The sequence below is a fragment of the Paenibacillus physcomitrellae genome, from assembly GCF_002240225.1.
GTDB classification, from domain to species: domain Bacteria; phylum Bacillota; class Bacilli; order Paenibacillales; family Paenibacillaceae; genus Fontibacillus; species Fontibacillus physcomitrellae.
The window spans coordinates 846,956-873,603 of record NZ_CP022584.1; the positions used below are offsets into that span (position 1 = coordinate 846,956).

A 26,648-nucleotide genomic window follows, 5' to 3' on the forward strand; every position below is an offset into this window, starting at 1 on the left:
CGCTAACCTGACGTTAAACAATTCCGCGTATTTCAGCCAAGGAGCGGATACCTTCCAGACGCATAAACGCCTCCAGACCGGCTGCCAGCTCTTCTCCCGCCCGCAGATGAACAAAATTATGCGTGCCGATCTGCACCGTCTCTGCGCCGGCCATAATGAATTCAATAACATCCTCGGCCGAGCTGATGCCTCCCATTCCCATCACCGGAATCGAAATCGCCTGACACACCTCATGGACCATGCGCAGCGCGATCGGTTTAATGGCGGGCCCTGATAAACCGGCGTATTTGTTTTGAAAGACGCTTCTGCGTTTTCGAATATCAATTTTCATCGCGGAGAACGTATTCACCAATGACAGCCCGTCAGCTCCTTCTTCCTCGCACATGGCGGCCATGCCAACCAGATCGTGAGCGTTCGGCGAAAGCTTGACCACCAGCGGCAGTGTGGTCGCCCGGCGGACAAGCTTGACCACCTCGCGGGCCGTCTCCGTATGAATGCCGTAGGCCATACCTCCTTCTTTGACGTTCGGACAGGAGATGTTCAGCTCTATCAAGTCATAAGCCGCTTGTCCCCTCACACGGCTTCTTAACGAATAAGCTTCGAGCAGGGCTGCTCCCTCCTCATATTCCGCATATGAATGACCGCCTAAATTGACGATTCTCACCGTATTCAGCGGTTCCCAAAATGGCGCCTCCTCGGCCAAGAAACGTTCAATCCCCGGATTCTCCAAACCAACGCTATTCAGCAGACCGGAGGAGGTCTCCCACACCCGAAGACCACTGTTCCCTTCCTTTGGATGCAGGGTCAGTCCTTTACCGGACAAACCACCCAGCTTGCTCAGATCATAGTAACGGGCATATTCCCGGCCAAAACCAAACGTCCCGGACGCCATCACAATCGGATTCTTGAACACCACATCAGCGATTCTGCAGGCTGTATCGATCATTCAAACACCACCTCCTCAACTGGAAAAACAGGACCATCCGAACAGGCTTTCTTCCGTCCTTCGCTCGTTCGGATACTGCAAACCAGACAAGCGCCAATGCCGCAGGCCATCCGGTTCTCCAGGGACACATAAACCTTCCCTCTAGTTCCTGCCGAGGCATTCAAACGCTGCATCGCCAGCATCATGGGCTCCGGGCCGCAGACCCAAACCTGATCATATTCGGCCAAATCGATCCGGTCTGTAATATATCCGCCTATATCTATAATTACCTTTGGGCTTAACCGCTCAAATTCCCTGACAAGGTAAGCCTCATGGCTGAAACCCAAGTACACATCAGCTCCCGGCCAATGTTTTAGTGCATAATTAAACGGCGCCAGGCCGATTCCTCCGCCAACAAAGGCAAGTCGTCCAGAAGGCTCCGGGAATCCGTTGCCGTACGGTCCCTCCACCCCGATTTCGTCGCCTGCCCTTAGCCTGGACCATATCCTTGTTCCTTCTCCCGCCACCTGGTACAAGAATTGAACCCGCTCATCCTCCACGTCATAAATGCTGATCGGCCGGGATAACAAAGGCGAATTACGCCAGCTTCTAAGCATATAAAATTGTCCCGGTCTGCCGCCCATACCGGATTGCACAGTCATGAGAAAGATCCCCGGGCTTACCTGAATATTGTCCAGAATCAACGCTGTAGCCATAAGTTCCCCCTTTTGGTTCTGCTATTGTTTTAACGATGCCTGTTTTGGACGGGTTATTCTGTGAAATACGTCACAACGGAGTCCACCGCTTCGAACGATCACCAAACCCTTGATCCAATCATGGTCTAATCCATGACCAATCCAATGATAGGAACAATGACCGGATAATTATTGAAGAACAGGGCATACCAACAATAACCTGAAATTTAGGAGGAATAGGCCATGTACCACTCCCGTCTTGCCGCCATCATGCTCCTTGTGTTATTGACCGTTATCGCCGTCCCTGTCTCGGGGCAAGAGCCTTCCCAGGATTCCCGGGAATCAGGTAAAAAGCAGGATACTCCTTCTTTTCATCAAAATGAAGTACATACCCTTTCCCTCGCCGAGTTAAGACGCAAATATGCAGACACCTTCAAATTCAAAGGCTCACGCTCGGCCAAACAAATCGCTTTGACGTTTGACGATGTGCCTGATCCGAGATTTACCCCGCAAATATTAAATGTCCTCAAAGAAAAAAAGGTCAAAGCCACTTTCTTTGTGGTTGGCAGCCGGGCCAAGAAACATCCAGCCCTGGTCCGGATGATCCAGAAGCAAGGCCATGCGATCGGCAACCATTCGTACAGCCATCCCGTACTTAAAGACTTGAGCATGAAAGAATTCAAACTTGAGATCGAGCGTACTGAACAGGTGCTGGAGAAGATCAACGGACAAAAGCCGCTGCTTATCCGCCCGCCCTACGGTGAAATCAACGAAGAGCAGGTTAGATGGGCGCGGCGAGGCGGTTACAAAATCGTTAATTGGAATGTTGATTCGGAAGACTGGAAAGGAATCCGCAAAGAAAAAGTCATACGCAATGTGCTGGATCATGCCGGTCCCGGCTCGATTGTACTTCAACATGCCGGAGGGGGCGTCGGCTCCGATTTAAGCGGAACCATAGAAGCTCTGCCGGTCATCATCGACGAGCTGAAGGCCCGCGGCTACCAGTTTGTGACCGTTCCCGAACTGCTTCATACACCGGAATACAGAGCCTCTCAAGAGGTTCTTCCCTATCCTTTCCGGCTCTGATCTGCGAGCTGACAGCAGCAAAAAACAAGGCCAAACCGGCAGAGTGCCGATTTGACCTTGTTTATCATATCTTCAGATCAGAGGTAGTTGTTTATTTCAGGACAAACAGCTTGATATCCTGGATACCGAACTGGCTGACATCTTTCTTCGAACCTGGTACAAAAATGTCGATCCGGTTGCCTTTAATCGCGCCGCCCTGGTCCGTAGCAGTGGCTACAAAAGCGTACTTCGGCAGAAAGCCGGCAAAACTATGACCGGTAACCAGCACCTTGGTGCCCATAGGGATTACGTTTGGATCTACAGCAATCGTGCCTAATTCAAGCGGATTACCGAAATAATCTACCGCACCCCATTTTCCATTCTCATCCGCTGCGGAAGAATAGGCAGTAGCTTTCACGTTAAGAGTCTTCGAATAGTTGAAAGTTTTCCCCCAAGCTTGGACCACCTTGCTGCTCGACATTACCTTCAGTGCGTTTGCGTCGGCACTAATGACCTTGGCGGGAGTTGCAGCAGAAGCCTTCGGCGTTGAGGCGGCTTTTTCCTGGCCCGGAATTGTCAGTTTCAAGCCTTCATAGATATTAGTAGCTTTAACAGTAGGATTCGCGTTCATCAAAGCCGTTACCGTTGTGCCATAACGTTTGGACAAGAGATAGAAAGTATCGCCTTCTTTGGCCGTATAATTCGCTGCAAAAGCAGCAGGCACTAGCTGCAGCGAAAGGGAGAGGCCGATCACCAGCGCCGTTGTTTTCCCAATCAAGGATTTCCGTTTACTCTTTAACATAGATTTAATAGTCATAGTATGTATTTCCTCCTTAGTCAGTGGCCTATACCGGCCTGCTCTGGCTTCGTCAGTAAGACATAGAGTAATATATCACAATTTTGTAACCAGCGAGCAAGCAATTGTTACCATTTTGATACACTCACTCTATAAGGGTAACAATAAATAAAATTATGTAAACTATTTTTCGTTTAAAACTCTATCTAATCCAGCTTAAAATATCTATTTAAATTTAAAAATATAAAAAAGAGGCCCTTTTCAGGACCCCTCACGATTTATTCATACACATATATACACACTACATACATTCCGCATTATATCTAAGCTAACTTTGTAACAACTTTTTAACCAGCCAGCCGGCTGCGAGCCTATTACAACACTTTACCGAGGAAATCGCGGGTCCGTTCTTGTTTAGGACTTCCGAACAGTTCTTCCGGAGATCCCTGCTCCAAAATAACGCCGCCGTCCATAAACAAAATGCGGTCCCCGACTTCACGCGCAAAGCCCATCTCATGGGTGACGATAACCATGGTCATGCCTTTTTCGGCCAGGCTCTTCATGACATCGAGCACTTCGCCGACCATTTCCGGATCCAGCGCCGAGGTTGGTTCGTCAAACAGCATCACATGCGGCTCCATCGCCAGTGCACGGGCGATCGCGATTCGCTGTTTCTGTCCGCCTGACAATTGGGAAGGATAAGCATCCTTTTTAGCTTCAAGCCCGACCGTTTTGAGCAGCTCCATGGCATGTTGTTCTGCTTCAGCTTTGTTTTTCTTCTTCACTTTGACTGGAGCCAGCAGGATATTCTCCATCACGGACTTGTGCGGGAACAAATTGAAATGCTGGAACACCATGCCCATCTTCTCACGGGCTTTGTTGATGTCATAATTCTTGTCGGTAATCAGCTGCCCTTCAAACCGGATCTCGCCGGACGTCGGCACCTCGAGCAGGTTCAAGCAGCGCAGGAAGGTACTTTTGCCCGATCCGCTTGGGCCAATCAGCACAACCACTTCCCCTTTGCCGATTTCGAGGTCAATGCCTTTCAGAATTTGAAGCTGGCCGAAGTTTTTAGTTAATTGGTTAACGTTTATCACGGTTACTCAGCTTCCTTTCGAACATATTAAGGATCTTGGACAACGTAAACGTCAAGATGAAATACATGATAGCTACTACCAAGTAAGGCGTCATGGCATCATAAGTCATCGAAATAATCATGTTGGTTTGATACATCATTTCAGCCATGCCAATAACATATACGATGGAGGATTCTTTAATAATCGTCACGAATTCGTTGCCGATAGCCGGTAGAACACTCTTTAGAGCCTGAGGCAAAACAATGTATCGCATCGTCATGCCGCCGGTCATGCCCAAAGAACGGGCTGCTTCCGTCTGCCCCTTGTCCACCCCCTGAATACCCGCACGGAAAATTTCCGCCAAATAAGCAGAGCTGTTCAGAATGAGTGTAATAGAGCCCGATTCAAAAGCGGTAAATTTGATATTAAAAGTGGTTGCCAATCCGTAGTGGACGATAAAGAGCTGCACGATCATCGGCGTGCCCCGAAGGATTTCTACCCAAGCCGTCCCGATAAAACGCAGGATCGACCAGCGTGACATCCTGAGCAACGAAATGAGAATACCCACGATAAAACCGCCAACCACCGAAATGGCGGCCAAAAGGAGCGTAAATTCCAATCCCTTCAGGAAGTAATCGCGATATTCCCAAAAGATTTCAAATATTTTCATTCGTTCCCTTCCTTTCTTTGTTTCAAACCAATCCCCTGAGGTGACTTGCACTTGCGCTTGCGCTTCTCGCAAAAAAACAGAAAATAGCGTGATCACGCTATTTTCTGCAGTTTTTGATCCATCAACTTATTAGCGATTAGTTGGTTTGCTGATCCGCAAGCTCATTGGCGTCAGTGACGAACTGATCGATCTTTCCTTCTTGCTTCAGACGATCCAGCGTGGCATTTACTTTGTTCATCAAGTCCGTGTTGCCTTTCTTCACGCCAATGACATAGCCGTCCTCTTCTGCTGTCGGTTTAGCAGCGGTAATCGCCAGTCCTTCAACCTTTTTCAGATAAGACTCAGCTACCGGAGTTTCAATAACGGCCGCATCCACACGTCCGGATTTCAGCTGCATAATAATGTCGGAGATTTTGGCCAGGGAAGTCAGCTTTGCGCCTTTGATCCCTTTCGCAATGTCTTCCTGGATCGAGCCGGTTTGCACACCAATTGATTTGCCTTCCAGCGATTCCATTGTGGCATATTTGTCTTTGTCGCCTTCAGGAACTACGATCGACTGCTCGGCCTGATAATAAATATTAGACAAGTCTACCTGCTCGGCACGTTCTGGTTTAGGACTAAGACCGGAAATAACAAGATCTACACGTCCGCTGCTCAGCTCATTCAGGAGTGAGGAGAATTGCATGTCTTTAATTTCAAGCTCAGCATTCATATCCTTGGCAATTTCGCTTGCGATATTGATATCAATACCTACGATCTGGTCGTTCCCGTCCGAACCTTTAATGTGAAATTCAAACGGTGGATAGTCGGCGCTTGTGCCAAGAATCAGCTTTCCGCCAGTGCCGCTGCCTGCCGTATTTCCGGCGTTATCGGCTGGAGCCGTGCTGGCATTTCCGCTTCCTGTATTTGTGCTGGCGCCTGCGCCCGAGTTGTTATTATTTTGTCCGCATGCTGCAAGCATCATGGTAGTCAGCAGCAGACAGATGGTGAGGAATCCCCATTTTTTCTTCATGTTAGTCTCTCTCCTAATGAATAATTTAGTGTTACAAAAACCTTAAGTGTTTTGTACAGCAGGACTAATTATAGGACAAGTTGCATAGTTATGCAAAGGATTTTATGCAAATTAGTTTCACATTTTCATGTCAAGTTACATTCTATGGAAATAAGGTGTTCAAATTCAGCATATATAAGCTGCAAATTTGTTTCAAACAACCTGCTCCTTGGTTAATAATTGGCTACTCTTACTGGAGGTGATCAGATGCAGCTGGAAGCTTTTTATCATGTTTCAAGGGATAAATGGGCCTATGCATATGATCCCGAAACGATCCATTTGCGTGTGCAGACCAAACGGGACGATGTAGATCAGGTACTGGTTTGGACAGGAGACAAATACAATTGGGACGGCACCTTTGAAGAATTGGCCATGGAGAAAGCGGCCCATGACGATCTGTTCGACTATTGGGAGATCGAAGTGCACCCCAAATTCAAGCGTTTATCTTATTTATTTAAACTGGTGTCGGGGGATGAAACCGTCTTTGCCAATGATAAAGGTTTGCATGGCTGCCCCCCTTATCCGCCCGGAGGCAATTATGAAATTGCTTACCTGCATGAAATCGACGTCTTAAAAGTCCCGGAATGGGCTAAGAAAGCTGTGTTCTATCAAATTATGCCCGAGCGCTTCGCGAACGGCGATCCTTCCAATGACCCGGAGCAGACCGCTGATTGGGGTGATCAGCCGCAGATCGATAACTTTTATGGAGGAGATTTGCAGGGGGTTCTTGATCAGCTGGACTATTTAACCGAATTGGGTATTAATGCGGTGTATTTTACTCCTCTGTTTACCTCCCCTTCTTACCACAAATACGATATCGTCGATTACAAGCAGGTTGACCCCCACTTCGGCGATAACCAGCTGCTGAAGGATGTCGTCAAGGCCTGTCATGAGCGCGGAATCCGGGTCATGCTGGATGCGGTGTTCAACCACTGCAGCGAGCAGTTCCCGCCTTTCCAGGACGTACTGGCCAAAGGGGATCAATCCCCTTACCGGGACTGGTTTCACGTCCGTGAATTTCCGCTTGAAATTCGGGATGGCATCCCCACCTATGAAACGTTTGGTTTTTATGCTAATATGCCCAAATTTAACACCTCCAACCCCGAAGTTAAAAAGTACCTGCTGGGCGTCGCCGATTATTGGATTCGCGAAGTCGAGCTGGACGGCTGGAGGCTGGATGTAGCCGATGAAATTGACCACCATTTCTGGCGGGATTTCCGTAAGGTCGTCAAGAGCGCCAATCCGGAGGCCTATATCGTCGGCGAAGTGTGGAGCGACTCCTTGACTTGGCTTCAAGGTGACCAGTTTGACTCGGTAATGAACTATCCTTTCTCGGATAAAGTGCTTGAGTTCTTTAACGGGGGGATGGACGGGTACAGCTTTGCCAACTCCATGGGTTCCCTGTTGATGCGTTATCCCCAGCAGACGAACGAAGTCATCTTTAATATGCTTTGCAGTCACGATACTCCCCGGCTGTTGACCCGGCTTGGATTGGACAAAAGAAAGCTAAAGCTGTCCGTTGTCTTCTTGTTCACGTATATCGGCACACCGTGCATCTTCTATGGCGATGAAATCGGGCTGTCCGGCGAAGGCGATCCCGATTGCCGCAAACCGATGCAGTGGGACACGAGCCAGCAGGACCGGGAACTTTTCGACTTCTACAAGCTGATGATTGATCTTCGCAAAAAATATGACGCCCTGCGCAAAGGCCGCTTCCGCTTCCTGCAGGCCGAGCCTGACAATCCGTGCATCATCTACGAGCGGGCGGATCATCACACCCATTTTACGATTTGGATGAACAACACTCCTGAATACCAGGTGCTCAGCCACCCTATGGAGACTAGTGATTGGCGGGATGCCTTAACCGGCGAAACCGTGAAACCCAGTAACGGGATGATGAATGTTGGGCTTGATCCGTTTGGGTATCGTATTTTGTACCGCAAGATCAAGCCTTGAGCAGACAGACTTATGGAATTAAATGTTTTGAATTAAGCAGCATCATCAAACGGCAGCATGAATTTTACAGCGCAAGCCGTTTGGTGCTGTTTGGCTTGCATCTGAATAAAAAGCAAAGCCCGATCAGCGGTTCGGCTGATCGGGCTTGTATTTTAACTAATTTATTAAAAGTTAACTGGTTTGTTCTCGTTCTTGCTCTTCACTCTTCGCCCGCTGCTGCTTCAAACCCGCTAATCTGCCGATAAATCTCCGCATATTCGCCTGCCGATACACTCCAGCTGTAATCGCCGGAGAAGGCGTTTTTGACGATTTTCTTCCAATGCTCAGGCTGATGGTAAAATTGAATCGCCCGGCGGATCGTATAAAGCAAATCATGGGCATTGTAATGGGTGAACGTAAACCCGTTTCCTTCACCCTCGAACTCATTATAGGCCTTGACGGTATCGTTAAGCCCTCCTGTTTCACGGACAATAGGAATGCTGCCGTAACGGAGTGCCAGCAGTTGACTGATCCCACACGGTTCGAATTTGGATGGCATCAGGAACATGTCAGACCCCGCATAGATCCGACGCGACAGACTGTCGTCAAACCGGATTTGGGCGGACAACTTTTGAGGCTGACGATAGGCCGCTTCACGGAACCACTGTTCATATGCAGGATCCCCTGTGCCGAGGACCACGATCTGGACGTCATCAAAATAAAGCAGCTCATCCAGAATACGAAGAACCAAATCCAGTCCTTTGGGCTCAACCAAACGTGTCACCATGCTGAGCAGCGGTATATCCGGAGCAACTGGAAGACCCAGTTCTTCCTGCAGCTTAGCCTTGTTTTCACGTTTCTTGGTCAGATTGCTGCGATAGGTAACCGGCAAAGCTTTATCCGTAGCAGGATTATACAGCTTGGTATCAATACCGTTGACGATGCCGGATAACCGCCCGCTGATGGAGCGCAGCAGTCCGTCAAGTCCGTACCCGTAGAAGGATGTCTGGATTTCCTGCGCATAGGTCGGACTAACCGTAGTAACATGATCCGCAAACACCAGTCCGGCTTTCATGTAATTCACGTTGCCGTAATATTCCACTCCCTCCGGCGTAAAATAGCTGTTCGGCAGCCCCAGCAGATCCCCCAATACTTCATAAGGAAATATCCCTTGATAAAGCAAATTATGTACGGTAAATACCGTCTTGATGTCTGCATAGAAAGGATTAAGTCCATAATGATGGCGAAGCAGCAGCGGAACAGGTCCTGTATGCCAATCGTGCACATGAATCACATCAGGCTGGAAATCAATGACCGGAAGAATATCCAGCACAGCTCTGCTGAAGTAGGCAAAACGCTCTCCGTCATCACCGTACCCGTAAATCCCTTCCCTCGCGAAATAGTCTTCGTTATCGATGAAATAAACCTTGATCCCTTCGTAGGTCAGCATCTCTACACCGCAATATTTCTCCCGCCAGCCTACATAAACACTTGTTGTTCCTACATGGACCATGTCCTGCTTAAAGCTGTCCGGTATCATTTTGTGTTTAGGCATGATCAGACGGACATCATGTCCTTCCTTTAATAAAGCTTTGGGCAATGCACCGATTACGTCGGCAAGTCCGCCCGTTTTGACAAAAGGGGTTCCTTCTGCTGCTGCAAAACATATCTTCATTTGACCGCTCTCTCCTTTGAATGGGCTGATTTGCTTTTAAGTTTAGGTTTGCCGACCGCAGCGGAGGCTGTTCTTTTCCAAATCGTCACGCTTAACGGCGGCAGCTTCAGCTCGATGCTATGGATCTGATCATGCCACTCGATCTTTTCAGCCGTTAGCGGGCTGCCGTTGGGCGTTCCGCCGCCTCCGAAGTGGGTATCTTCGCTGCTGAAAATCTCCTTATAAACACCGGCTTTAGGTACACCGATCCGGTATCGCTCGCGGTACACCGGCTGGAAATTGATAACGACGAGCAGCGTGTCTCCGCTTTTTTTCCCTTTTCGCATAAAAGCAATGACACTCTGCCCGGCATCGTGCGGTGTCAGCCATTGATAGCCGTCCATGCCATGGTCGTGCTCCCAAAGCGCATTTTCCCGCATATAAAAATGATTCAAAGCTTTCGTATACTCCAGCATCAGCCGGTGGGAATCGTAATCCAGCAGGAACCAGTCCAGCTGGTCCTGGTCTTTCCATTCAATAAACTGACCAAACTCTCCGCCCATAAACAGCAGTTTCTTGCCCGGAGAAGTCAGCTGGTAAGCAAGAAGCACACGAAGCCCTGCAAATTTCTCTTCATAAGACCCCGGCATTTTATCCAGCAGCGACTTCTTACCGTGGACAACCTCGTCATGCGAAAGCGGAAGCGTATAGTTCTCGGAATAAGCATAAACGATTGGAAAGGTCAGCAGATTATGTTTGGAAGGCCGATCCCAGAAAGGGGTCTCCACATAACCCAGCGTATCGTTCATCCAGCCCATGTTCCATTTGTAATTAAAACCGAGTCCGCCTTCTTCAACGCTCCGGGTCACCATCGGCCAGGCGCTGGATTCTTCCGCCATCATTAAAGCATGCGGATAATGCCGGGCTACAGCCTGATTCAGTTCCTTCAGAAACTGGATCGCCTCCAGGTTGTCGGTGCCGCCGAATTCGTTCAGCCGGTATTGACCTTCGCTTTTTTCAAAATCCAATCTCAGCATGCTGGTTACCGCATCCACTCTAAGACCGTCAAAATGGTACATATCCATCCAATAAAGCGCACTTGATATCAGAAAAGAACGGACTTCCGGCTTGCTGAAATCAAAGCTTAGCGTTCCCCAGCCGGGTTTGTCCGCCTTCAGCGGATCACTGTACTCAAACAGCGGGGTTCCATCAAACAGTCTCAAACCATGATCGTCTCTTGCAAAATGTCCAGGCACCCAGTCCAGCAACACTCCGATATCGTTCTGGTGGCACTGATCCACGAAATACATCAAATCCTCGGGTTTGCCATACCGGCTGGTCGGCGCAAAATATCCAGTTGCCTGGTAGCCCCAGGACAAGTCATAAGGATGTTCGGTCAGCGGCATAATTTCAATGTGGGTGTATCCCATTTCCTTGACGTAAGGAATCAATAAATCAGCCATTTCCCGGTACGTATAAAATTCACCGTCTGCTTTCTGGCGCCAGGTTCCGAAATGCATTTCATAAATATTCAGCGGCTTCCTGTAGGGAATGCGGTTTTTGCGCCTCCAGGCGCCGTCTCCCCATCGGTAACCGTCTATGGATGCCACCACAGATGCCGTATTCGGCCTTACTTCAGCGTGGAAGGCATAGGGATCTGCTTTAAGAAAGACCCTTCCATCCGGACCTGTAATTTCATACTTGTAAAATGTTCCTTGGACGATTCCTGGGAAAAAACGACTCCAAAAACCCGATTCGGGTATCTTATATAAAGAGTCGTTCTCTCCCCTCCAACCGTTCCAATCTGAAGCAATTCCAACATGGCGTGCATGCGGTGCCCAAACGGTGAAACGAACCCCGCTGAGTCCATTTTCAACGGTCAGATGAGCTCCGAGCGAACGATAGCTGCGATATAAAGTTCCTTCGCGGAACAAATAAATATCTTGTGGTGAAATCGCTACTGCGTGGTTATCTGCGGCCATGTCCGACACCTCATCACATCCAATCTCCATATTTAAAGATGATATATGTTCTTTATTACCCTTATTCATAAATATTGAAAAGGAAAAGGAACAAATTGTCATTGTTTTTGTAATTTTTCAAATCATTCCAAAGTAAAATGGTTTCAACATCAGTATATCTCGTTTATTTATGTACTACACTGACCTAAACAAATTCGGGAGGGAAACGACATGAGTAATAAACAATGCATTGCCATGCTACTTGCGGGAGGAGAGGGCCGCAGACTGTCTCCGCTCACCTCAAGTCAAGCAAAACCGGCGGTGCCGTTCGGCAGCCGTTATCGAATTATCGATTTTCCTCTCAGCAACTGCGTCAATTCCGGCATTGATACAATCGGCGTATTAACCCAATATGAAGCTGATTCGCTGCACAATCACATCGGAGACGGAACTGCCTGGGGCCTTGGAACCAAGGAAAATGGAGGTATCGCTTTACTCCCTTCTTATCAAACCGGTTCGGATGAATATTTAGGAACAGCTGATGCCATTTATAAAAATATGGAATACATCGACCGTCAAAATCCGGAAAACGTGCTGGTTCTGTCCGGCGACCATATTTATCATATGGACTACCGTCAAATGCTTGAAGCCCATTTGAAATCAGGAGCTCCTGCCACCATTTCCGTGATGCCTGTTCCTTGGGAGGAAGCACACCGTTTCGGCGTTATGGTGACGGACGATCAATATAGAATAACGGAGTTTGCAGAGAAACCCGAGAAACCGCAAAGCAATCTGGCTTCCATGGGCATTTATTTGTTCAAGTGGAGTTATCTGAAACAGCATTTGATCGAAGACGCCTCAGACGATAAGTCGAGTCATGACTTTGGTAAAGACGTAATTCCTAAAATGCTGGCAGGTGAAGCAACCCTGCAGGCTTATCCATTTAAAGGATATTGGAGAGACGTAGGTACGGTCGGCAGCTTATGGGAAGCCCATATGGATCTGCTTTGCGAAGAAAGCGATTGGAAGCTTCACAAAGAGGCATGGCCGATGTATACGAATGAGTCGGCATCCGATTTGAAAACATCCAAGCACAGCGGTATTCCTGCGAAAAGCTCGATGATTCACGACAACTGCGCGCTGGAAGGTTATGCAGAAAGATCCGTTGTCTTCGGCGGCACCGCGATCGGCAGATTTACGAAAGTGAAAGACAGCGTAGTCATGCCGAACGTACAAATCGGACGAAACGTGCTTGTGGAATGTGCCATTATTGGTGAAGGCGCCATGATCAAAGATGGAGCCATTATCAAAGGCACTCCGGATCAAGTCGTTGTGATCGGTCCGGGTGAAACGGTGCTGGCCAAACCAGCCGTCCGTTCCCAGTCTTCGAGATTGCTCAAAGAAGTTTATGACAATACGGCGCTGCGCGCTGGAGGAATGTCCTCTTAATTTCCTATATGGAAACACCTATATATTAGCACAAAAAAAGCCGGGCTATAAAGAGCCGGCTTTTTTTGTCGTACAAGCATCTCTGCGAGTATCTTGTTCGGTTGTTACTGGTACTGGTCGTTCATACAGATTGGCAAAATGATCTTGTTGTTCAGAAATCCCCATATACGCAAAGCCTTGATTCTGATAATACAGGTTCAGCACCTCATTGTTCCTTCTGCAGTCGAGTCTCAAACCCTTCTTGCCGTCTTTGACCGTTTTGTCCATTGTCCAGTCCAGGAAGGACTGCCCCAGACCACAATGCCGGTAAGGCACGCTGACCGTCAAACGGTGTAAATAATAATAATTCGGATCATCCATGGACTTCCAATAACCAGGGTCCGAGGACTGCAGGGTAAACATTCCTGCCGGTTTCTCCCCGTCGAATGCGATATACACAATTCGTCTGCTGAAATATGACCGAACCTCGTCTTCCGTAAACTGCTCGGGTCTCCATTGGTTAATCCCCTTCTCCTGCATCCACTCGGCTGCTTCAATCAGCAGCTTGCGGACGTTGTCCACGCTGTCGGAAGATGCCTGGACCAAGGTGAAAAATCTGGCGGAGGCCGTAATCAAATCAAACTTCTGTTTAGAAGACATCCCCCGTCTCCCTCCGTTTCCGGCATTGTATTTAGATGTATTTAGATGAATTTAGATGTCTTTGGCTGCCCGCGCCGATTCCTCAGCACTGACGATATTATCAGCATCAGCAGAACCAGCCGAATCACCGGATCCATCAGGATGCTCCGAGTCTGCCTTCATAAGCGGCAGCGTCACTTGAACCGTTGTCCCTGTGCCCAGCTCGCTTTCCATGTTAATGGTCCCTTTATGGAGCTCGACGAGCTGCTGGGTAATGGCCAGGCCAAGCCCGGTTCCGCCGCCTTGATGATTCACCTGGAAGAAACGATCCTTGACGCGGCGCAGATTCTCTTCACTGATCCCGATCCCGGTATCCTTCACGCTGATGGCCGCCGTCTCTTCTGCTTTGGACACCAACAGGTAAATGATCGAATTCTCATGCGAGAATTTGATCGCGTTATCCACGATATTCAGGAAAACCTGCTTCAGCCGGTTGGCATCCCCGGACACCATCACAGGCTGCTCGGTTTCCCCTTCCAGCTTCAGATGAATTTGCTTCTGCTCGGCTTTAGCCCAGACATTCAGCATAATCTCCTGCAGCAGCTCGGTGATGTTAACACTTCCGATGACCAGCTTCATCTCATTCTGCTGCAGCTTGCTGAAGTCGAGCATTTCCTCCACCAGACCAATCAGACGATCCGTTTCTTTGGAAATGATCTTCATTCCGATCTCAGTTTCTTCCTTATCGAAGCCGCCCATGGTCAACGTCTCGCTCCAGCCTTTAATGCCGGTCAGCGGCGTCCGCAGCTCATGAGAAATCGAAGAAATGAAATCGTCTTTGATCTGATTGCTCCGCACAATCTCCTGGGCCATAAAGTTTAGGGTGGCGGCCAGCTCACCAAGCTCGTAAGCATAGTCGCCCTTAACCCTGACGTCAAAATTCCCCTTAGCCATTTGGGAAGAAACGGCCTGGATATTATTGATCGGCTTCACAATGGAATTGGCGAGTCCCATGCTGAACAGAAGCACGACCGCCAGAACGATCACCCCAACGACGATCGACAGCAGCGTAATATTCATCAGCTTCTCATTCACCAGCTCCAGCGAGGTCACATAGCGGATGATAAATTTATTCGTACCGTTGACCTTCAGCGGGCTGGAGACTGCCATAACCAGTTCTCCGGTTCCCGGCTGCCTGCCGATCCATTTGCTGATGTTCCCGGCCCTTGCCTGCACCACATCGCTGGTCTGTACCGGCCTGTCGACCTGGAAATCGGTGCTGTTCGTCAGCACCACACCGTCTCCGTTCACGATCTCAACCTCGGTATTCACCAGCTTAAAGGTCTGGATCATGTCCGGCAAATAACTCAGCTCGTCTTCTTCATTCTGCTTGACATATTTCTGGAAATAATCCGAAGCCCAGGCCGCGTAATTCTCTAAATGAGTGCTTATGCTGTTGTAATAATAAGACCGGATCGCAAACATAAAGATCACTTCAACAAGCAGCAGTGTCACAAACACCACGATGAAATAATGCATAACGATCTGGCGGCCGATGCCTTTTTTGATCATTTACTATCGCCTTTCCATTTGTAGCCGTGACCCCATACCGTCTGCAGGTATTCAGGCTCGGATGGATTGCTTTCGATTTTCTGCCGGAGCCGGCGGATATTGACGTCCACAATCTTTGGATCGCCCATATAATCCTTGCCCCAAACATGATCGAGCAGCACATCGCGGCTAAGCGGCGTATTCTCCTGCTCGAGGAAATATTGAATAAGCGAAAATTCAGTCGGCGTCAGCTCCAGCAGCTGCCCGTTTTTCTTAAACTGCTTGGAGATCAGATCCAGTGAAAAAGGTCCCGACGTGAACGATACTTTGGCGCTGCTTTCCCGGTAAACGTTCACCCGCCGCAGCAGCGAATGAATTCTCGCAATCAGCTCGGTTGGACTGAACGGCTTGCTGACATGGTCATCCGCGCCTACAGACAAGGCATACACCTTGTCCTGCTCCTGCACTTTGGCCGTCAGAAAAATAATGCCGATCCGTTCGTTCGTCTCCCGGACTCTCCGGCACACTTCAAACCCGTCAATGCCCGGAACCATGACATCGAGCAAGGCGATGTCAATGTCCGGAACCGTAGTCAGCTTGCTTAACGCCTCATAGCCATCCGCCGCCTCCAGGACATCAAATCCGTTGCGTTTCAGATTGATGACGATAAAACTGCGGATCGATTCTTCATCTTCCAATATCAATACTTTACTCACAGCCGTTAACCCTTCCTCTCCAGTCTATTCTATTGTCCTTAGCCGATTGTCCCGTTCGTATTATCTCTAAGCGGTCTATTGTTCAACCCAGCCGGTCTTGGCATTTGTGTTGAGCCCCCTGTATCCGATCACCCGGTCGGTGGTGCGTTCAAGCAGCTTCCAGTCTGCTTTGTTCCGATCCCATTGGGATAAGGTGAAATATTTGACTTCAAGCACCGTGTGCCCGTTGTCCGTTCTTACAAACTTAATGTATTGATTCTTGATCGACTTTGTATCGATCGTTACCTTGCCAATCAGATCCGTCGGAATCGGCAGACCCAGGAATTCTTCCCATACCGGCTTTCCTTCAGAATCCACCTGATAATAATTATACAACCAAGGGATATCTTCCAGAGAGAAGCCGTCCCAGCCTGCAGGCTTCTGAAGCAGCCCGTATTCCAGAATACCGTCTCCATTCACATCACCACTCGGAATACGGTCATCCTTGTAGGTTTGATCCTGGCCAAGCACTTGAAGCAGCTTGCCGCTCTTCATGGTGATTACTAAGGTATAAGATGAATTTCCTGCGGCGTTTAATGAAACATCAAGCATGATTCCCTGTTCACCGCCGGATGCTATTTTACCAGTCACCATATTGTAGTAGCCGTTAATGTTGGAATCGAGATCCAGCTGATCGAGCTGCTCGAAGGACTTCCCGTCATATTGATAGGTTGTTACGTTAGAGAACTCGTTTTTCTTGAAATATACGATGGACAGGTCCGTTTTGCCGTCCGCATTCAAATCGTTAACCACATAATACGTGTAAGGAAGCTCTACCAGAATTTTCTCCAGTTTGCCGTCAGTGAAAGAATAGACAGACAGCCCCTTCTGTACCTGCTGCTCACCGCTTGAATAGCCGGCAATAATATCGATCTTTCCATCGTTAGTCAAATCGGCCAGCCTTAACGATTCAAGAACCTGCCCTTCTCCGTCGATCTTTGCCTTAGGGGACCAGGTCCCGTTATTGTTGACGAATACAACGCCGTGAATCGGCACGGGATCGTCCGGTGTTTCATAGAAAATAAGCGCTTCATTATGTCCATCGTTGTTCAAATCCACAACCCGGATTAAACTGGTCGTGCCATCGTCGTTTGGACGTATCAAAGTTCCGCCGCTGGGCAGCTGAGCCAGATATTGGTTGACCACGCTCTTTAGCGACTCATTGTCGGAAGTGAGCTGCGGAGCCTTCATGGAGGCTTTGGGATCAAAATCAAGATTACAGCCGCTCAGGACAAACATTAGAAGACATACGAGCAAGAGGCCCAGTCTGTTTCTGCCTTTCAACCGCATCACTCTTTCCATGCTAAATCAGCTTCTTCTCGCTGCTTGTTAATCTTCTGCCTGCCACATCAAGCACCAGCTTGCCTTCGGCGACACCCCAGATTCGGGTACACCATCGTTCAGCCAATTCAATCGGCAGCGCCGCTATTACCGTTTTCCCCTGCTCCTGGCAAATCGATTTCAGCGTTTGAAGCACACGATCGGCAGAATGAGGATCAAGTCCAACCACCGGTTCATCGGCCGTAATGACAGATGCGCCGTGGACAAGCGCCATGCAGATCGCGATACGCTGCTTCTCTCCACCGCTCAGCTTGCCTGCCGGAACCTTTGCTTTATCCAGCAGACCAAACCGCTCCAGCTCGTCCATCGCTCCCATATAATCGTCGGAACGGACAGCACCGGTCAAGCGGCGCCACCATGGCGTCTGGCCGGCCTGGCCAATCAGCACATTCTTGTGAGCCGTTTTGTTCGGATTCAGCTGGGGATTCTGTTCGAGATAAGCGAACTGGGATTTATTTTTCATAGAAGCGCGGCCGCTTTCGGAAATCAAGCTCTCCCCCTGGGAGGTATAAGTGCCTTCATTCCAGCGGGTGCGCAGAGCCAGACAGCGCAGCAAAGTACTTTTACCGCTGCCGCTCGGCCCGACGATACCGATCATTTCCCCTTCCCCGAATTCCATGGAAATATGATCGAGAATGGTTTTTCCTTCTGAAGACATATGTTTGGTCAACCCTGTAACTTTATACATCGACTAATCTCCTTTTGACTTTTGACAACCGGTACTCCCTAACCTTTAGTGTAGGGGAAACGGAACATAAAATCCAGCTTGAAAGCGTTTCAGGGAGTTTCAGCTTTGTTACTTTTATCTCGTATTACTTTTAGACGAGCTGCTTTTGAACAGGAACCCGGATAAGGCAAACAAAATATATCCCGAGCCCAGCAGCAGGAACAGCGCGCTCGTAAGCCCTGTTTCCATCAGCGCGCCGCTGATGTTAGGGCCAACCATACTTCCTGCGTTAAAATGGAACGAAGCGACCACGTTGGCAGCCGGCAGCGAGGCACGGGGCAGAATGTCCGCTGCAAAAGCCAGCCCCAAAGAGAAGAACGAACTGACCAGCCCTCCGGCCAGCATAAAAATAATAAGCAGCGGCCAGAAGGAGGCCCCGCTAAGCGGAACGGCAAAGAACAGCAGACCGCCGAGGAGCCCGGCGGCCATCAGCACCTTTTTCCGTCCGATCCGGTCACTGAGCAGCCCAAGCGGCAGCTGAAGAATCAGGCCGCCGATCCCGAAGAAGGGCAGCAGCGTCGAAATCTCTCCCGAATCGAGGCCGATCCGCAGGCCATATATCGGGAAAGTGCCGCTCATGCCCGCTTCCATATAGCCGTACAGCAAGGCAGGAATCAGCGCAAACCAGGCCATCGCATATACCGTGGCGTATCTTCTGCCTCCCTTCTCCTCATGGGCCTCCTGGCGGAGAGGATGAGTATCCTTGAGTCTGTATATAATAACCAGCACCAAAGCAAGGAACAGGCCGGACAAAACGATAAACGGAGCCATATGGCCAAAATGCAGCAGCTTGATGCCAAGCGGACCAAAGCTGAAGCCCAGTCCGTAGAACATGCCGTAAAGCGAGATGATCCTTCCACGCTGGTTCGGCGGCGTCACCAGCAGCAGCCACAGCTGGGCCGCAAAATTGATGGCGCTGTCCCCCATCCCGACGATTAAGCGGAGCACAAACCAAAGCGACAGGTTTGAGGTCAGCGGGAATAAAGGAAGCGCAGCGGTGACGGCGATCAAACCGCCTATCAGGAGCTTTTTAAATCCGGAAGCCTTTAATAAACGCTCTGCCATGACCGACATAGCAAACGATCCTATATATAAAGCCGCGGCATGAAAGCCGTTAACTGAGGAGGGAATCCCTCTCTGTTCCATAAAGATAGATAAAACCGGAAGCAGCAAGCCTTGACTTAATCCTGCTACGACTACGACTGAAATCAGAATCGCAATTGGTCCGTAAGACTCTCCCCCTTGACCAAAACGGGACCTGATGGCTGAAAACCTTGATGACATTGCTTAACCTCCATTTTTTCTAAACACAGCCACGCCAAAGCGGCCTTTAACCAGCTGTTAGCCGACCGTAAGGCAAAAATCCATCAAACTTAAACATTATAGTGGACAAGCTTGAAATGAACAAGCCATAATGGAAATAAATCACCAATCGAATCCATTCATCCTGGGAGGTACATAGATTATGTCCTACAAAGTAAGGGTGGACGTATCTTCGATCTACGAATTCCTGAACAGCTTTATCATTTACAGCAGCTCCCGCTGGATCAACAATCTGGACCTGGGACATGAGTGGGTGGCGGAATCAAGAGCCAAACTGACCCGTCAGGAAGCTGAGCTGCTTGATGAAGTCTCGGGCTGGCCCTTTGGGAATGTGGACCTTCTGCTGGGCTGGGCCGTTCAGAGGAAGCCGAAGATGCGAATCCCTGATTTTCTGGATTATCTGGAGCATGGGGACGCCGAGGACGTTCACGGTCAGGTTTTGAAGCTGATGCCCAATCTGAAACCTGACACCATCGAGTTTGTCCGAACCCGGTATATCCCGCTTCTGCGCATTTGGTATGAACGATATTTTAAACATATAGAACAAGAGCACGAACACTATTTGCGGGAAGACGCTCTTGAGAAGAAGACCCTGGAAAGCAAAATGGAGCCCGTTGATTTAATCGAGATTTCCACCAGTGGTATTCTGGTTGGCGAACACCTTCCTATCGAAGAGGTTGTTCTGCTGCCAACGCTTCATCTTAGACCTTTAAATACATATTGTTTCTTTGACCGATTGTTGATGCTGCAGTACCCGGTAGATTTTCCGGAAAAAGAAGGACAGCCTCCGAACATTCTGCTTCGTCTTACCCGGGCGCTCGCCGATCCAAAGCGGCTGAACCTGCTCCGGTTCATTTCCGAATGTGGTCCGCTTTCGCTTTCAGAAATGAAAGAACGTTTGCCCGAGCTGTCCGATCAGCTGACTCATCACCTGATGCGGCTCCGGGTCGCCGGTTTGCTGCACATCCATCTGGAAGTCAACCAGCAGGAGAATCAGCACGAAACTTACAGCCTGCGTGAAGACGGAATAGCGGATCTCCAGATTTTTCTTGAATCTTATATTCAGGTATAATAAACAAATGATCAGACAACTTAGGAGCAACTGAGGCAGTAAAGGAGCAATATCACTATGACAATGAACCCGCGTTTACATCAGCACATTATATTTGATTTAGATGACACACTGATTTATTGCAACAAATATTTTGAAGCCGTTCTGGATGAGTTCACCCGCCTGCTTCGCACCCTGCTCGGCAAAGATCAGCTGACTGCGGAAGAGATTCGGGCCAAACAAGTCGAGATCGACGTAGCCGGCGTCCAACAGGTAGGCTTTGCCAGCCATCATTTTCCGGAATCCATGGTTGAAACGTACCGGTATTTCGCAACACTGCTCGGCCACCGGGTCAGTCAGATTGAAGAAGCGCGAATTACCAAACTTGGCTCAAGCGTGTACGAGCAGCTTGTTGAACCTTATCCCGGCATGATCGAAACGTTGGATGTGCTTAAAGCCCAGGGGCACGACTTGTACCTCTATACAGGCGGCGAAACTGCGATCCAGCAGCGCAAGATCGACCAGATGAAACTTGATGTTTATTTCGAAGACCGGATCTATATCCGGCAGCATAAAAATGTAGAGGCACTGGAGGAAATACTGTCCACCCACTCGTTTGACCGCAGCCGGACCTGGATGATCGGCAACAGTCTCCGTACCGATATCGAACCGGCCATCAAAGCAGGCATCAACTGCATTTATTTAAAACAGCCGGACGAATGGGTGTATAACATTATCGAATTAAAACCGGCCAAAGACACAACCATGTACACCATTACTTCCTTGGAGCAAGTGCCGGAAGTCATTGCCGAGAATATCGCCATCAAACATAAACGGACCCTTTAAGGGTCCGTTTCCGTTATGTCTGCGTTAGGAATTCTTCATTACCGAATAGAGTTCTGGCGGATGCTAATTTAATAATCAGCTGAGAGAAACACACAAGCTGCCTGCCCCATTCGGGATGGACAGCTTGTGTGTTTTGTAGCTTTGTGGCTTTGTGGGCATCGTTTGCCTCATGCGCTTCTCGCGCTTGGTTTGCATTGTGCGCTTCGTATGTTGCTTGATCCATGATCCGTGACAACAGCGCCCATGTATCATGTATCATTTATCAGTTACCAGTTATTTATCTCTGTTCGCTTGATCCGCGCTCGCTTCCCCCGCCACGTCCCAGCGGCTGCGGAACTTTTCCAGATTCGGGTGCAGAGCTTCTCCGGGGGCAGTGGAGAGAATCAACCTGATTCTCTTGATCACTTCTTTAAAAGCATCGTAACCGGCCAATCGGTTAGCCATTTCCGGTGTTACATACAGAAAGAGAGGCCCGCCGTAGATCTCCTCAAGATGGCGCACGGCCGCTTCAAAAGGCGTATATTTCTTACGCCGTCCCTCCCAGCTTTCCAGTGTGACCAGTGAACTGCCGGACTCCTGCTTCCAGGCAATCAGCGACTTCTCCCGCTTATGATAAGGAAGGACAGGGATTTTCGTCATCCGCCGTAACGTTTCTTCATGCAGCGGGTACAGCACCAGCTTGGTGAAGTTCCGCTGCCGGGCCGTAACCAGGGCTGCTGCCAGTTCCTCCTCCAGATCCTCTTCCCGTTCTGATTCAAAGCTGTCGTAAAATACCAGCACGCCTTTAACCGTTCGTACCGGCGGTTCATATCCAAAAGGCACTTGAGCCGTTTCCCTTTTCATAGGTCCTCCTTGCTGCGGTTGTCTTTCATATAATATATAGCTAATATATAGCTTACCCTTTTACCGGGTCGTTACATCCGTTAGGAAGGTCTGCTATAACACAAGAATTTCACTCCGATAATTATACCGGGAGAATTCTGCCCGATCTTATTCCCGTTCCAACCTCAGCTGCCCGGTTGAAGCGTCCGCCAGTACAATCCGTGCCTTAAATTCCGCGCCTGCCTCCGGTTTAAACGACAGCAGCTGGGTACGGCCTTTCTGAATCAAGGCGCTTAACATGGCTTTGGAAATATTTTTCCCGTTAAATTCCTTCCAAATGACAAACCCGCAGCCCTGCTTAAAATGCGTACAGCCGTATCCCTTGCGGCCCTCGATCAGCTGTCCGCCGCAGCCTTGACGGGGACACCCGCCAAACACTTCTCTTGCTGCAGGTGTGTTGGCAGCTTGAACTTTGCCTGTATTAGAAGCAGCAGCAGCTACGGTAGCTGTATCGGCAGTAGCTGGCGCAGCAGTTCCAGTCCGCCGCACGGCCGTTGCCGTTATGCCTCCCCGGAAGCTCTGCGTCTTCTCCCCGGCGGAAGACGCAGAAGCGCCGCGCGGACTGCGGACTTTTTTGGCCTGTTTCTGCTGGCCTTCAAATAAAGAAGCATCCGCCTTCTGCTGCACCCGGACTTTGTCCACGATGGAAACGGTAAACCGTTTGACGTTCTCCATAAATTTTTCAGCTTCCGCTTCTCCCCGTGAGATCTGGTAAAGACGGCGCTCCCATTGGCCCGTCATTTCCGGCGAGGTAAGCAGCTCGACACCTGCATGGCGGATCAGCTCGATGGCGGTGCGGCCTTTTTGCGTGACCGTGATTTTTTTCCCCTGCATCACGATGTATCCGACCTTCTTCAGCCGTTCAATCGTAGCAGCACGGGTGGCCGGTGTGCCAAGTCCAGCATCCTTCATCGCTTCGCGCAGCTCATCGTTCTCCAGCTGTTTGCCCGCGCTCTCCATCGCCTTCAGCAGTGTGCCTTCCGTGTAGGCTTTGGGCGGTTTGGTCGCCTTTTCTTTGGCGTCGGCTTTTTTGCAGAGTACAACTTGATCCGGATCAACGGAAAAAGGTTCGCTTACCAGCTCTTCCTCCTGCTCGTCTTCGTCGTCTTTTTTCTTGCGGCTCCGCGAGCCTGAACCAGAGCCTGAAGCACTCCCGTCATCTGCCTGGCAAATCTTCCAGCCCAGAGACAGCAGCTCTTTTACATTGGTTTTGAAGGTTTCGTCCTGGACGACTGTCAACACCGTATGCTGCTTGTATTCCGCAGGCGGATAGAAATGCGCCAGAAAACGCCGGATCACCAGATCGTAAATCTGCTGCTCCTCTTTGCTGAGGGAAGACGGACGTTTCAGCGTCGGCAAAATCGCATGGTGATCCTCAACGCGCTGCGGGTTGCAGACCGCCTTGTTGTTTTTATGGACCCGTCCTGGCTCCGCGCCATCGGCCAATTCCTTATATGGCGACGATTTCAGCATCTGCAGCGTCTTCTGCATGCCGTCGATGTTTTGTTCCGTCACATAGTTGGAGTTCGTACGCGGGTACGTGATTACCTTGTGACGCTCATACAGCGCCTGCGCAATGTCCAGCGTCTTCTTTGCCGAGAAGCCGTATTTCGCATTGGCTTCCCGCTGAAGCAGCGTCAAATCGTACAGTCTGTAAGGATATTCCTTGGTGTCCTTCACGTCATATTGCGTGATCCGCCCCTGCTGCTTGCGCACCTTCTCGGCAATCGCCGCCGCTTTCTCGGCATCCGTTAATCTCTCTCCCTGCCAAGTACCCGTATAAGAACGTTCCCCCTGCTGAAATACCGCTTTAATTTCGAAAAAAGTCTGCGAATCAAACTTCTCAATCTCGATCTGACGGTCATAGATCAGAGCAAGCACCGGCGTCTGCACCCGTCCTACGGACAGCAGCTCCTTATGTTTGGTTGTAAAAGCTCTGGAGGCATTCATGCCCACCAGCCAGTCCGCTTCGCTCCTTGCCCGCGCTGCCATCGTCAGGTTATCGAACTCATGCCCGTCCCTCAGACTGCTGAAGCCTTGGGCAATGCTCTCGGAGGTCAAATCGGAAATCCACAGCCGTCGCACCGGCTGCCGTAATTTAAGCTGCTGCTGAATCAACGCAAAAATATACTGCCCCTCCCGCCCGGCGTCACAGGCATTAACGATCTTGTCGCAGCGTTTCGCCAGCTCCGCGATCGTCTTCAGCTGATCCTTCGTCTTCGGGTTCGGCACAATCCTGAACTGCTCCGGAAGGATCGGCAGATCATTGAAATTCCATCTCTTGTATTTCTCATCATACGCATCCGGTTCAGCCAGCCCCAGCAGGTGGCCGATCGCCCATGTAATGATATAATTGTCGCCCTCCAGATAGACTCGGTTATTCTTGGCCCTAGGTTCAATCACCCGGCCAATAGTCCGTCCCATGTCCGGTTTCTCTGCAATTACGAGCGTCTTCAAACCCATTCCCCTTTCTCTCGCGAAAGAAAGGACTTCCGCCTGCCATTTCAGCATTCGGCGAAAGTCCTTCTCTACCATGTCTTTCATTATAACATATTTAGGGAATAACTGCCCAAAACAGCTTGAGCCCCAGGATAATAACCGAGAAAAAACCCGTATCCTGCCTCACGCAGAATACGGGTTCACCGAGTAATAAAATGAAGCTTATATAACTCCTACCAAGGATCAAGGAGTTTTACGCCAGTACCGTAGCGCCCATCAGGAACTTGTCGACTTCACGGGCAGCCTCGCGGCCTTCGTTAATCGCCCAAACCACGAGACTTTGACCGCGGCGCATATCGCCGGCAGCAAAGACCTTCTCATTGTTGGTTACGAACTTGCCGTATTTGGCTTTTACATTCGTTCTGCGATCCGTTTCCAAACCGAGCTGCTGAACCAGTGTTTGTTCGGGTCCATCAAAACCGATCGCGATCAAAGCAAGCTGAGCCGGGAATACGCGTTCTGTACCCGGAATTGGTTGATAGATTTTGCGGCCTGTTTCGTCCACAATACGTTCGATTTGGATTGTATGCAGCTCTTTCAGGTTGCCGTTCTCGTCACCCACAAATTTGGTGGTCATAATCGAGAACTCGCGCGGATCGTTGCCGAATACCGCTTTTGCTTCCTGGTGCGCATAATCCAAAGTGTAAACGTTCGGGAACTGCGGCCAAGGGTTCTGAATCGGGTCGCGCTCCAAAGGCGCTTTCGCATGGGTACCAAATTGGGTTACGCTGCTGCAGCCGTGACGCAAAGCTGTAGCCACGCAGTCAGAACCGGTGTCGCCGCCGCCAATGACGATAACATCTTTGCCTTCAGCGGATAAATATTGACCGTCTTCGAGATTGCTGTCCAGGTAGCTCTTAATCGTGCCGTTCAGGAATGGCATGGCGTATTCTACGCCTTTGAGATCGCTGCCTTCAATATTGAACTCGCGAGGTTTGGTAGCGCCGCCGCAAAGTACAACTGCATCGTAATCATCAACCAGCTGCTGAGCCGGGATGTCTTTGCCGATCTCCGTATTCGTGATAAACGTAATGCCTTCGGCTTCCAGCAGCTTCACGCGGCGTTCCACAACACTTTTATCGAGCTTCATGTTTGGAATACCGTAAGTAAGGAGTCCTCCGACACGGTCCGCACGTTCGTACACCGTTACCAGGTGACCCGCTTTATTAAGCTGGGCAGCGGCCGCAAGGCCGGCAGGTCCTGAGCCAACGACCGCTACGCGCCGTCCGGTCCGTTTCTCAGGAGGTTCAGGTACGACCCAACCTTCCTCAAAACCTTTTTCGATAATAGCCTCTTCAATGGTCTTAATCGTAACAGGCTGTCCAATCAAGCCTACCGTACAAGACCCCTCGCAAGGCGCCGGACAAATGCGGCCCGTAAACTCGGGGAAATTGTTGGTTTTGTGAAGACGGTCCAGCGCTTCTCTCCAAAGTCCACGGTAAATGAGATTGTTCCATTCCGGAATCAGATTGTGTACCGGGCAACCCGATGTTCCGCCAGTCATGTCAATTCCTGTATGGCAGTAAGGCGTTCCGCAGTCCATGCAGCGGGCACCCTGAGTACGAAGTTCTTCTTCGGACATATGTTTGTGGAACTCTTCCCAATCCTTGATCCGCTCCGCAGGACTACGATCGCCCGGAAGCTGGCGTTTAAATTCCATAAAACCCGTAGGTGTAGACATAACCATTCCCCCAGTCTCTTCGTTATCCTTACTCTTGTTCATGTTTCAACTAGTTTATCACCGCATATGTCAGCATTTTAATGGACTTATGAGCGAA

22 protein-coding genes are annotated in these 26,648 nt (G+C 49.7%); 5 read left to right on the top strand and 17 right to left on the bottom strand.

Annotated elements, in window-relative coordinates:
* Positions 1 to 13 precede the first annotated feature (13 nt).
* Complete coding sequence (locus CBE73_RS03825; RefSeq protein ID WP_094093072.1) at positions 14 to 946, bottom strand: dihydroorotate dehydrogenase; 933 nt, start codon at positions 944 to 946, stop codon at positions 14 to 16.
* On the bottom strand, positions 943 to 1,641 hold the full coding sequence (locus tag CBE73_RS03830) for a dihydroorotate dehydrogenase electron transfer subunit (protein ID WP_094093073.1): 699 nt from the start codon (positions 1,639 to 1,641) through the stop codon (positions 943 to 945). Before CBE73_RS03830 ends, CBE73_RS03825 begins: the two co-directional genes overlap by 4 nt.
* A 222-nt stretch (positions 1,642 to 1,863) precedes the next feature.
* Between CBE73_RS03830 and CBE73_RS03835 the strand changes: the two genes are divergently transcribed.
* Positions 1,864 to 2,706, top strand: coding sequence for a polysaccharide deacetylase family protein (locus tag CBE73_RS03835; protein WP_094093074.1), 843 nt, complete (start codon positions 1,864 to 1,866; stop codon positions 2,704 to 2,706).
* A 91-nt stretch (positions 2,707 to 2,797) separates the two neighbouring features.
* On the opposite strand, the gene CBE73_RS03840 is transcribed toward CBE73_RS03835, so the two are convergent.
* From CBE73_RS03840 to CBE73_RS03855, 4 genes are all read right to left on the bottom strand, one after another.
* Complete coding sequence (locus CBE73_RS03840) at positions 2,798 to 3,502, bottom strand: 3D domain-containing protein (protein ID WP_229752502.1); 705 nt, start codon at positions 3,500 to 3,502, stop codon at positions 2,798 to 2,800.
* 353 nt (positions 3,503 to 3,855) lie between these two features.
* Positions 3,856 to 4,578, bottom strand: a complete 723-nt coding sequence (locus CBE73_RS03845; RefSeq protein ID WP_094093075.1) for an amino acid ABC transporter ATP-binding protein — start codon at positions 4,576 to 4,578, stop codon at positions 3,856 to 3,858.
* Positions 4,565 to 5,227 carry an amino acid ABC transporter permease gene (locus tag CBE73_RS03850; protein WP_094093076.1) on the bottom strand — a complete coding sequence of 221 codons (663 nt, stop codon included), beginning with the start codon at positions 5,225 to 5,227 and terminating at the stop codon, positions 4,565 to 4,567. The genes CBE73_RS03845 and CBE73_RS03850 overlap by 14 nt, the downstream gene beginning before the upstream one ends.
* Positions 5,228 to 5,363: 136 nt before the next feature.
* Positions 5,364 to 6,239, bottom strand: coding sequence for a transporter substrate-binding domain-containing protein (locus tag CBE73_RS03855; RefSeq protein WP_094093077.1), 876 nt, complete (start codon positions 6,237 to 6,239; stop codon positions 5,364 to 5,366).
* Between the two features lie 246 nt (positions 6,240 to 6,485).
* Between CBE73_RS03855 and CBE73_RS03860 the strand changes: the two genes are divergently transcribed.
* Positions 6,486 to 8,234, top strand: coding sequence for an alpha-glycosidase (locus CBE73_RS03860; protein ID WP_094093078.1), 1,749 nt, complete (start codon positions 6,486 to 6,488; stop codon positions 8,232 to 8,234).
* Positions 8,235 to 8,433: 199 nt separating this feature from the next.
* On the opposite strand, the gene glgA is transcribed toward CBE73_RS03860, so the two are convergent.
* Positions 8,434 to 9,888, bottom strand: coding sequence for a glycogen synthase GlgA (glgA, locus tag CBE73_RS03865; protein WP_094093079.1), 1,455 nt, complete (start codon positions 9,886 to 9,888; stop codon positions 8,434 to 8,436).
* Positions 9,885 to 11,879: a 1,4-alpha-glucan branching protein GlgB gene (gene glgB / locus CBE73_RS03870; protein ID WP_244905524.1), complete on the bottom strand. Its 1,995-nt coding sequence runs from the start codon at positions 11,877 to 11,879 to the stop codon at positions 9,885 to 9,887. Before glgB ends, glgA begins: the two co-directional genes overlap by 4 nt.
* Before the next feature lie 180 nt (positions 11,880 to 12,059).
* On the opposite strand from glgB, the gene CBE73_RS03875 reads away from it, so the two are divergent.
* Entirely contained in the window at positions 12,060 to 13,277 is a 1,218-nt protein-coding gene (locus CBE73_RS03875) for a glucose-1-phosphate adenylyltransferase (protein ID WP_094093081.1), read from the top strand.
* Positions 13,278 to 13,322: 45 nt separating this feature from the next.
* Here the strand turns inward: CBE73_RS03875 and CBE73_RS03880 are convergent, their stop codons facing one another.
* The 6 genes from CBE73_RS03880 to CBE73_RS03905 form a co-directional block, all read right to left on the bottom strand.
* Positions 13,323 to 13,916, bottom strand: coding sequence for a GNAT family N-acetyltransferase (locus CBE73_RS03880; RefSeq protein WP_094093082.1), 594 nt, complete (start codon positions 13,914 to 13,916; stop codon positions 13,323 to 13,325).
* A gap of 51 nt (positions 13,917 to 13,967) precedes the next feature.
* Positions 13,968 to 15,467: a HAMP domain-containing sensor histidine kinase gene (locus CBE73_RS03885; RefSeq protein WP_094093083.1), complete on the bottom strand. Its 1,500-nt coding sequence runs from the start codon at positions 15,465 to 15,467 to the stop codon at positions 13,968 to 13,970.
* On the bottom strand, positions 15,464 to 16,162 hold the full coding sequence (locus CBE73_RS03890) for a response regulator transcription factor (protein ID WP_068695441.1): 699 nt from the start codon (positions 16,160 to 16,162) through the stop codon (positions 15,464 to 15,466). Before CBE73_RS03890 ends, CBE73_RS03885 begins: the two co-directional genes overlap by 4 nt.
* A gap of 75 nt (positions 16,163 to 16,237) precedes the next feature.
* Positions 16,238 to 17,503, bottom strand: a complete 1,266-nt coding sequence (locus CBE73_RS03895; RefSeq protein ID WP_094093084.1) for an FG-GAP repeat domain-containing protein — start codon at positions 17,501 to 17,503, stop codon at positions 16,238 to 16,240.
* Between the two features lies 1 nt (position 17,504).
* Positions 17,505 to 18,230: a phosphonate ABC transporter ATP-binding protein gene (locus CBE73_RS03900; protein ID WP_094093085.1), complete on the bottom strand. Its 726-nt coding sequence runs from the start codon at positions 18,228 to 18,230 to the stop codon at positions 17,505 to 17,507.
* A gap of 114 nt (positions 18,231 to 18,344) precedes the next feature.
* Complete coding sequence (locus CBE73_RS03905; protein WP_094093086.1) at positions 18,345 to 19,553, bottom strand: MFS transporter; 1,209 nt, start codon at positions 19,551 to 19,553, stop codon at positions 18,345 to 18,347.
* 181 nt (positions 19,554 to 19,734) lie between these two features.
* Between CBE73_RS03905 and CBE73_RS03910 the strand changes: the two genes are divergently transcribed.
* Complete coding sequence (locus CBE73_RS03910; RefSeq protein WP_094093087.1) at positions 19,735 to 20,664, top strand: ArsR/SmtB family transcription factor; 930 nt, start codon at positions 19,735 to 19,737, stop codon at positions 20,662 to 20,664.
* Between the two features lie 63 nt (positions 20,665 to 20,727).
* Positions 20,728 to 21,489, top strand: a complete 762-nt coding sequence (locus CBE73_RS03915; RefSeq protein ID WP_244905525.1) for an HAD family hydrolase — start codon at positions 20,728 to 20,730, stop codon at positions 21,487 to 21,489.
* A 273-nt stretch (positions 21,490 to 21,762) separates the two neighbouring features.
* Here the strand turns inward: CBE73_RS03915 and CBE73_RS03925 are convergent, their stop codons facing one another.
* The 3 genes from CBE73_RS03925 to CBE73_RS03935 all read right to left on the bottom strand — a co-directional run bounded on the left by CBE73_RS03925 (position 21,763) and on the right by CBE73_RS03935 (position 26,551).
* Positions 21,763 to 22,332 carry a hypothetical protein gene (locus CBE73_RS03925; protein ID WP_094093090.1) on the bottom strand — a complete coding sequence of 190 codons (570 nt, stop codon included), beginning with the start codon at positions 22,330 to 22,332 and terminating at the stop codon, positions 21,763 to 21,765.
* 147 nt (positions 22,333 to 22,479) lie between these two features.
* Positions 22,480 to 24,828, bottom strand: coding sequence for a type IA DNA topoisomerase (locus CBE73_RS03930; protein WP_094096123.1), 2,349 nt, complete (start codon positions 24,826 to 24,828; stop codon positions 22,480 to 22,482).
* Between the two features lie 235 nt (positions 24,829 to 25,063).
* Positions 25,064 to 26,551 (bottom strand): glutamate synthase subunit beta, encoded by a 1,488-nt coding sequence (locus CBE73_RS03935; protein WP_094096124.1) that lies wholly within the window; start codon positions 26,549 to 26,551, stop codon positions 25,064 to 25,066.
* Positions 26,552 to 26,648: the final 97 nt, after the last annotated feature.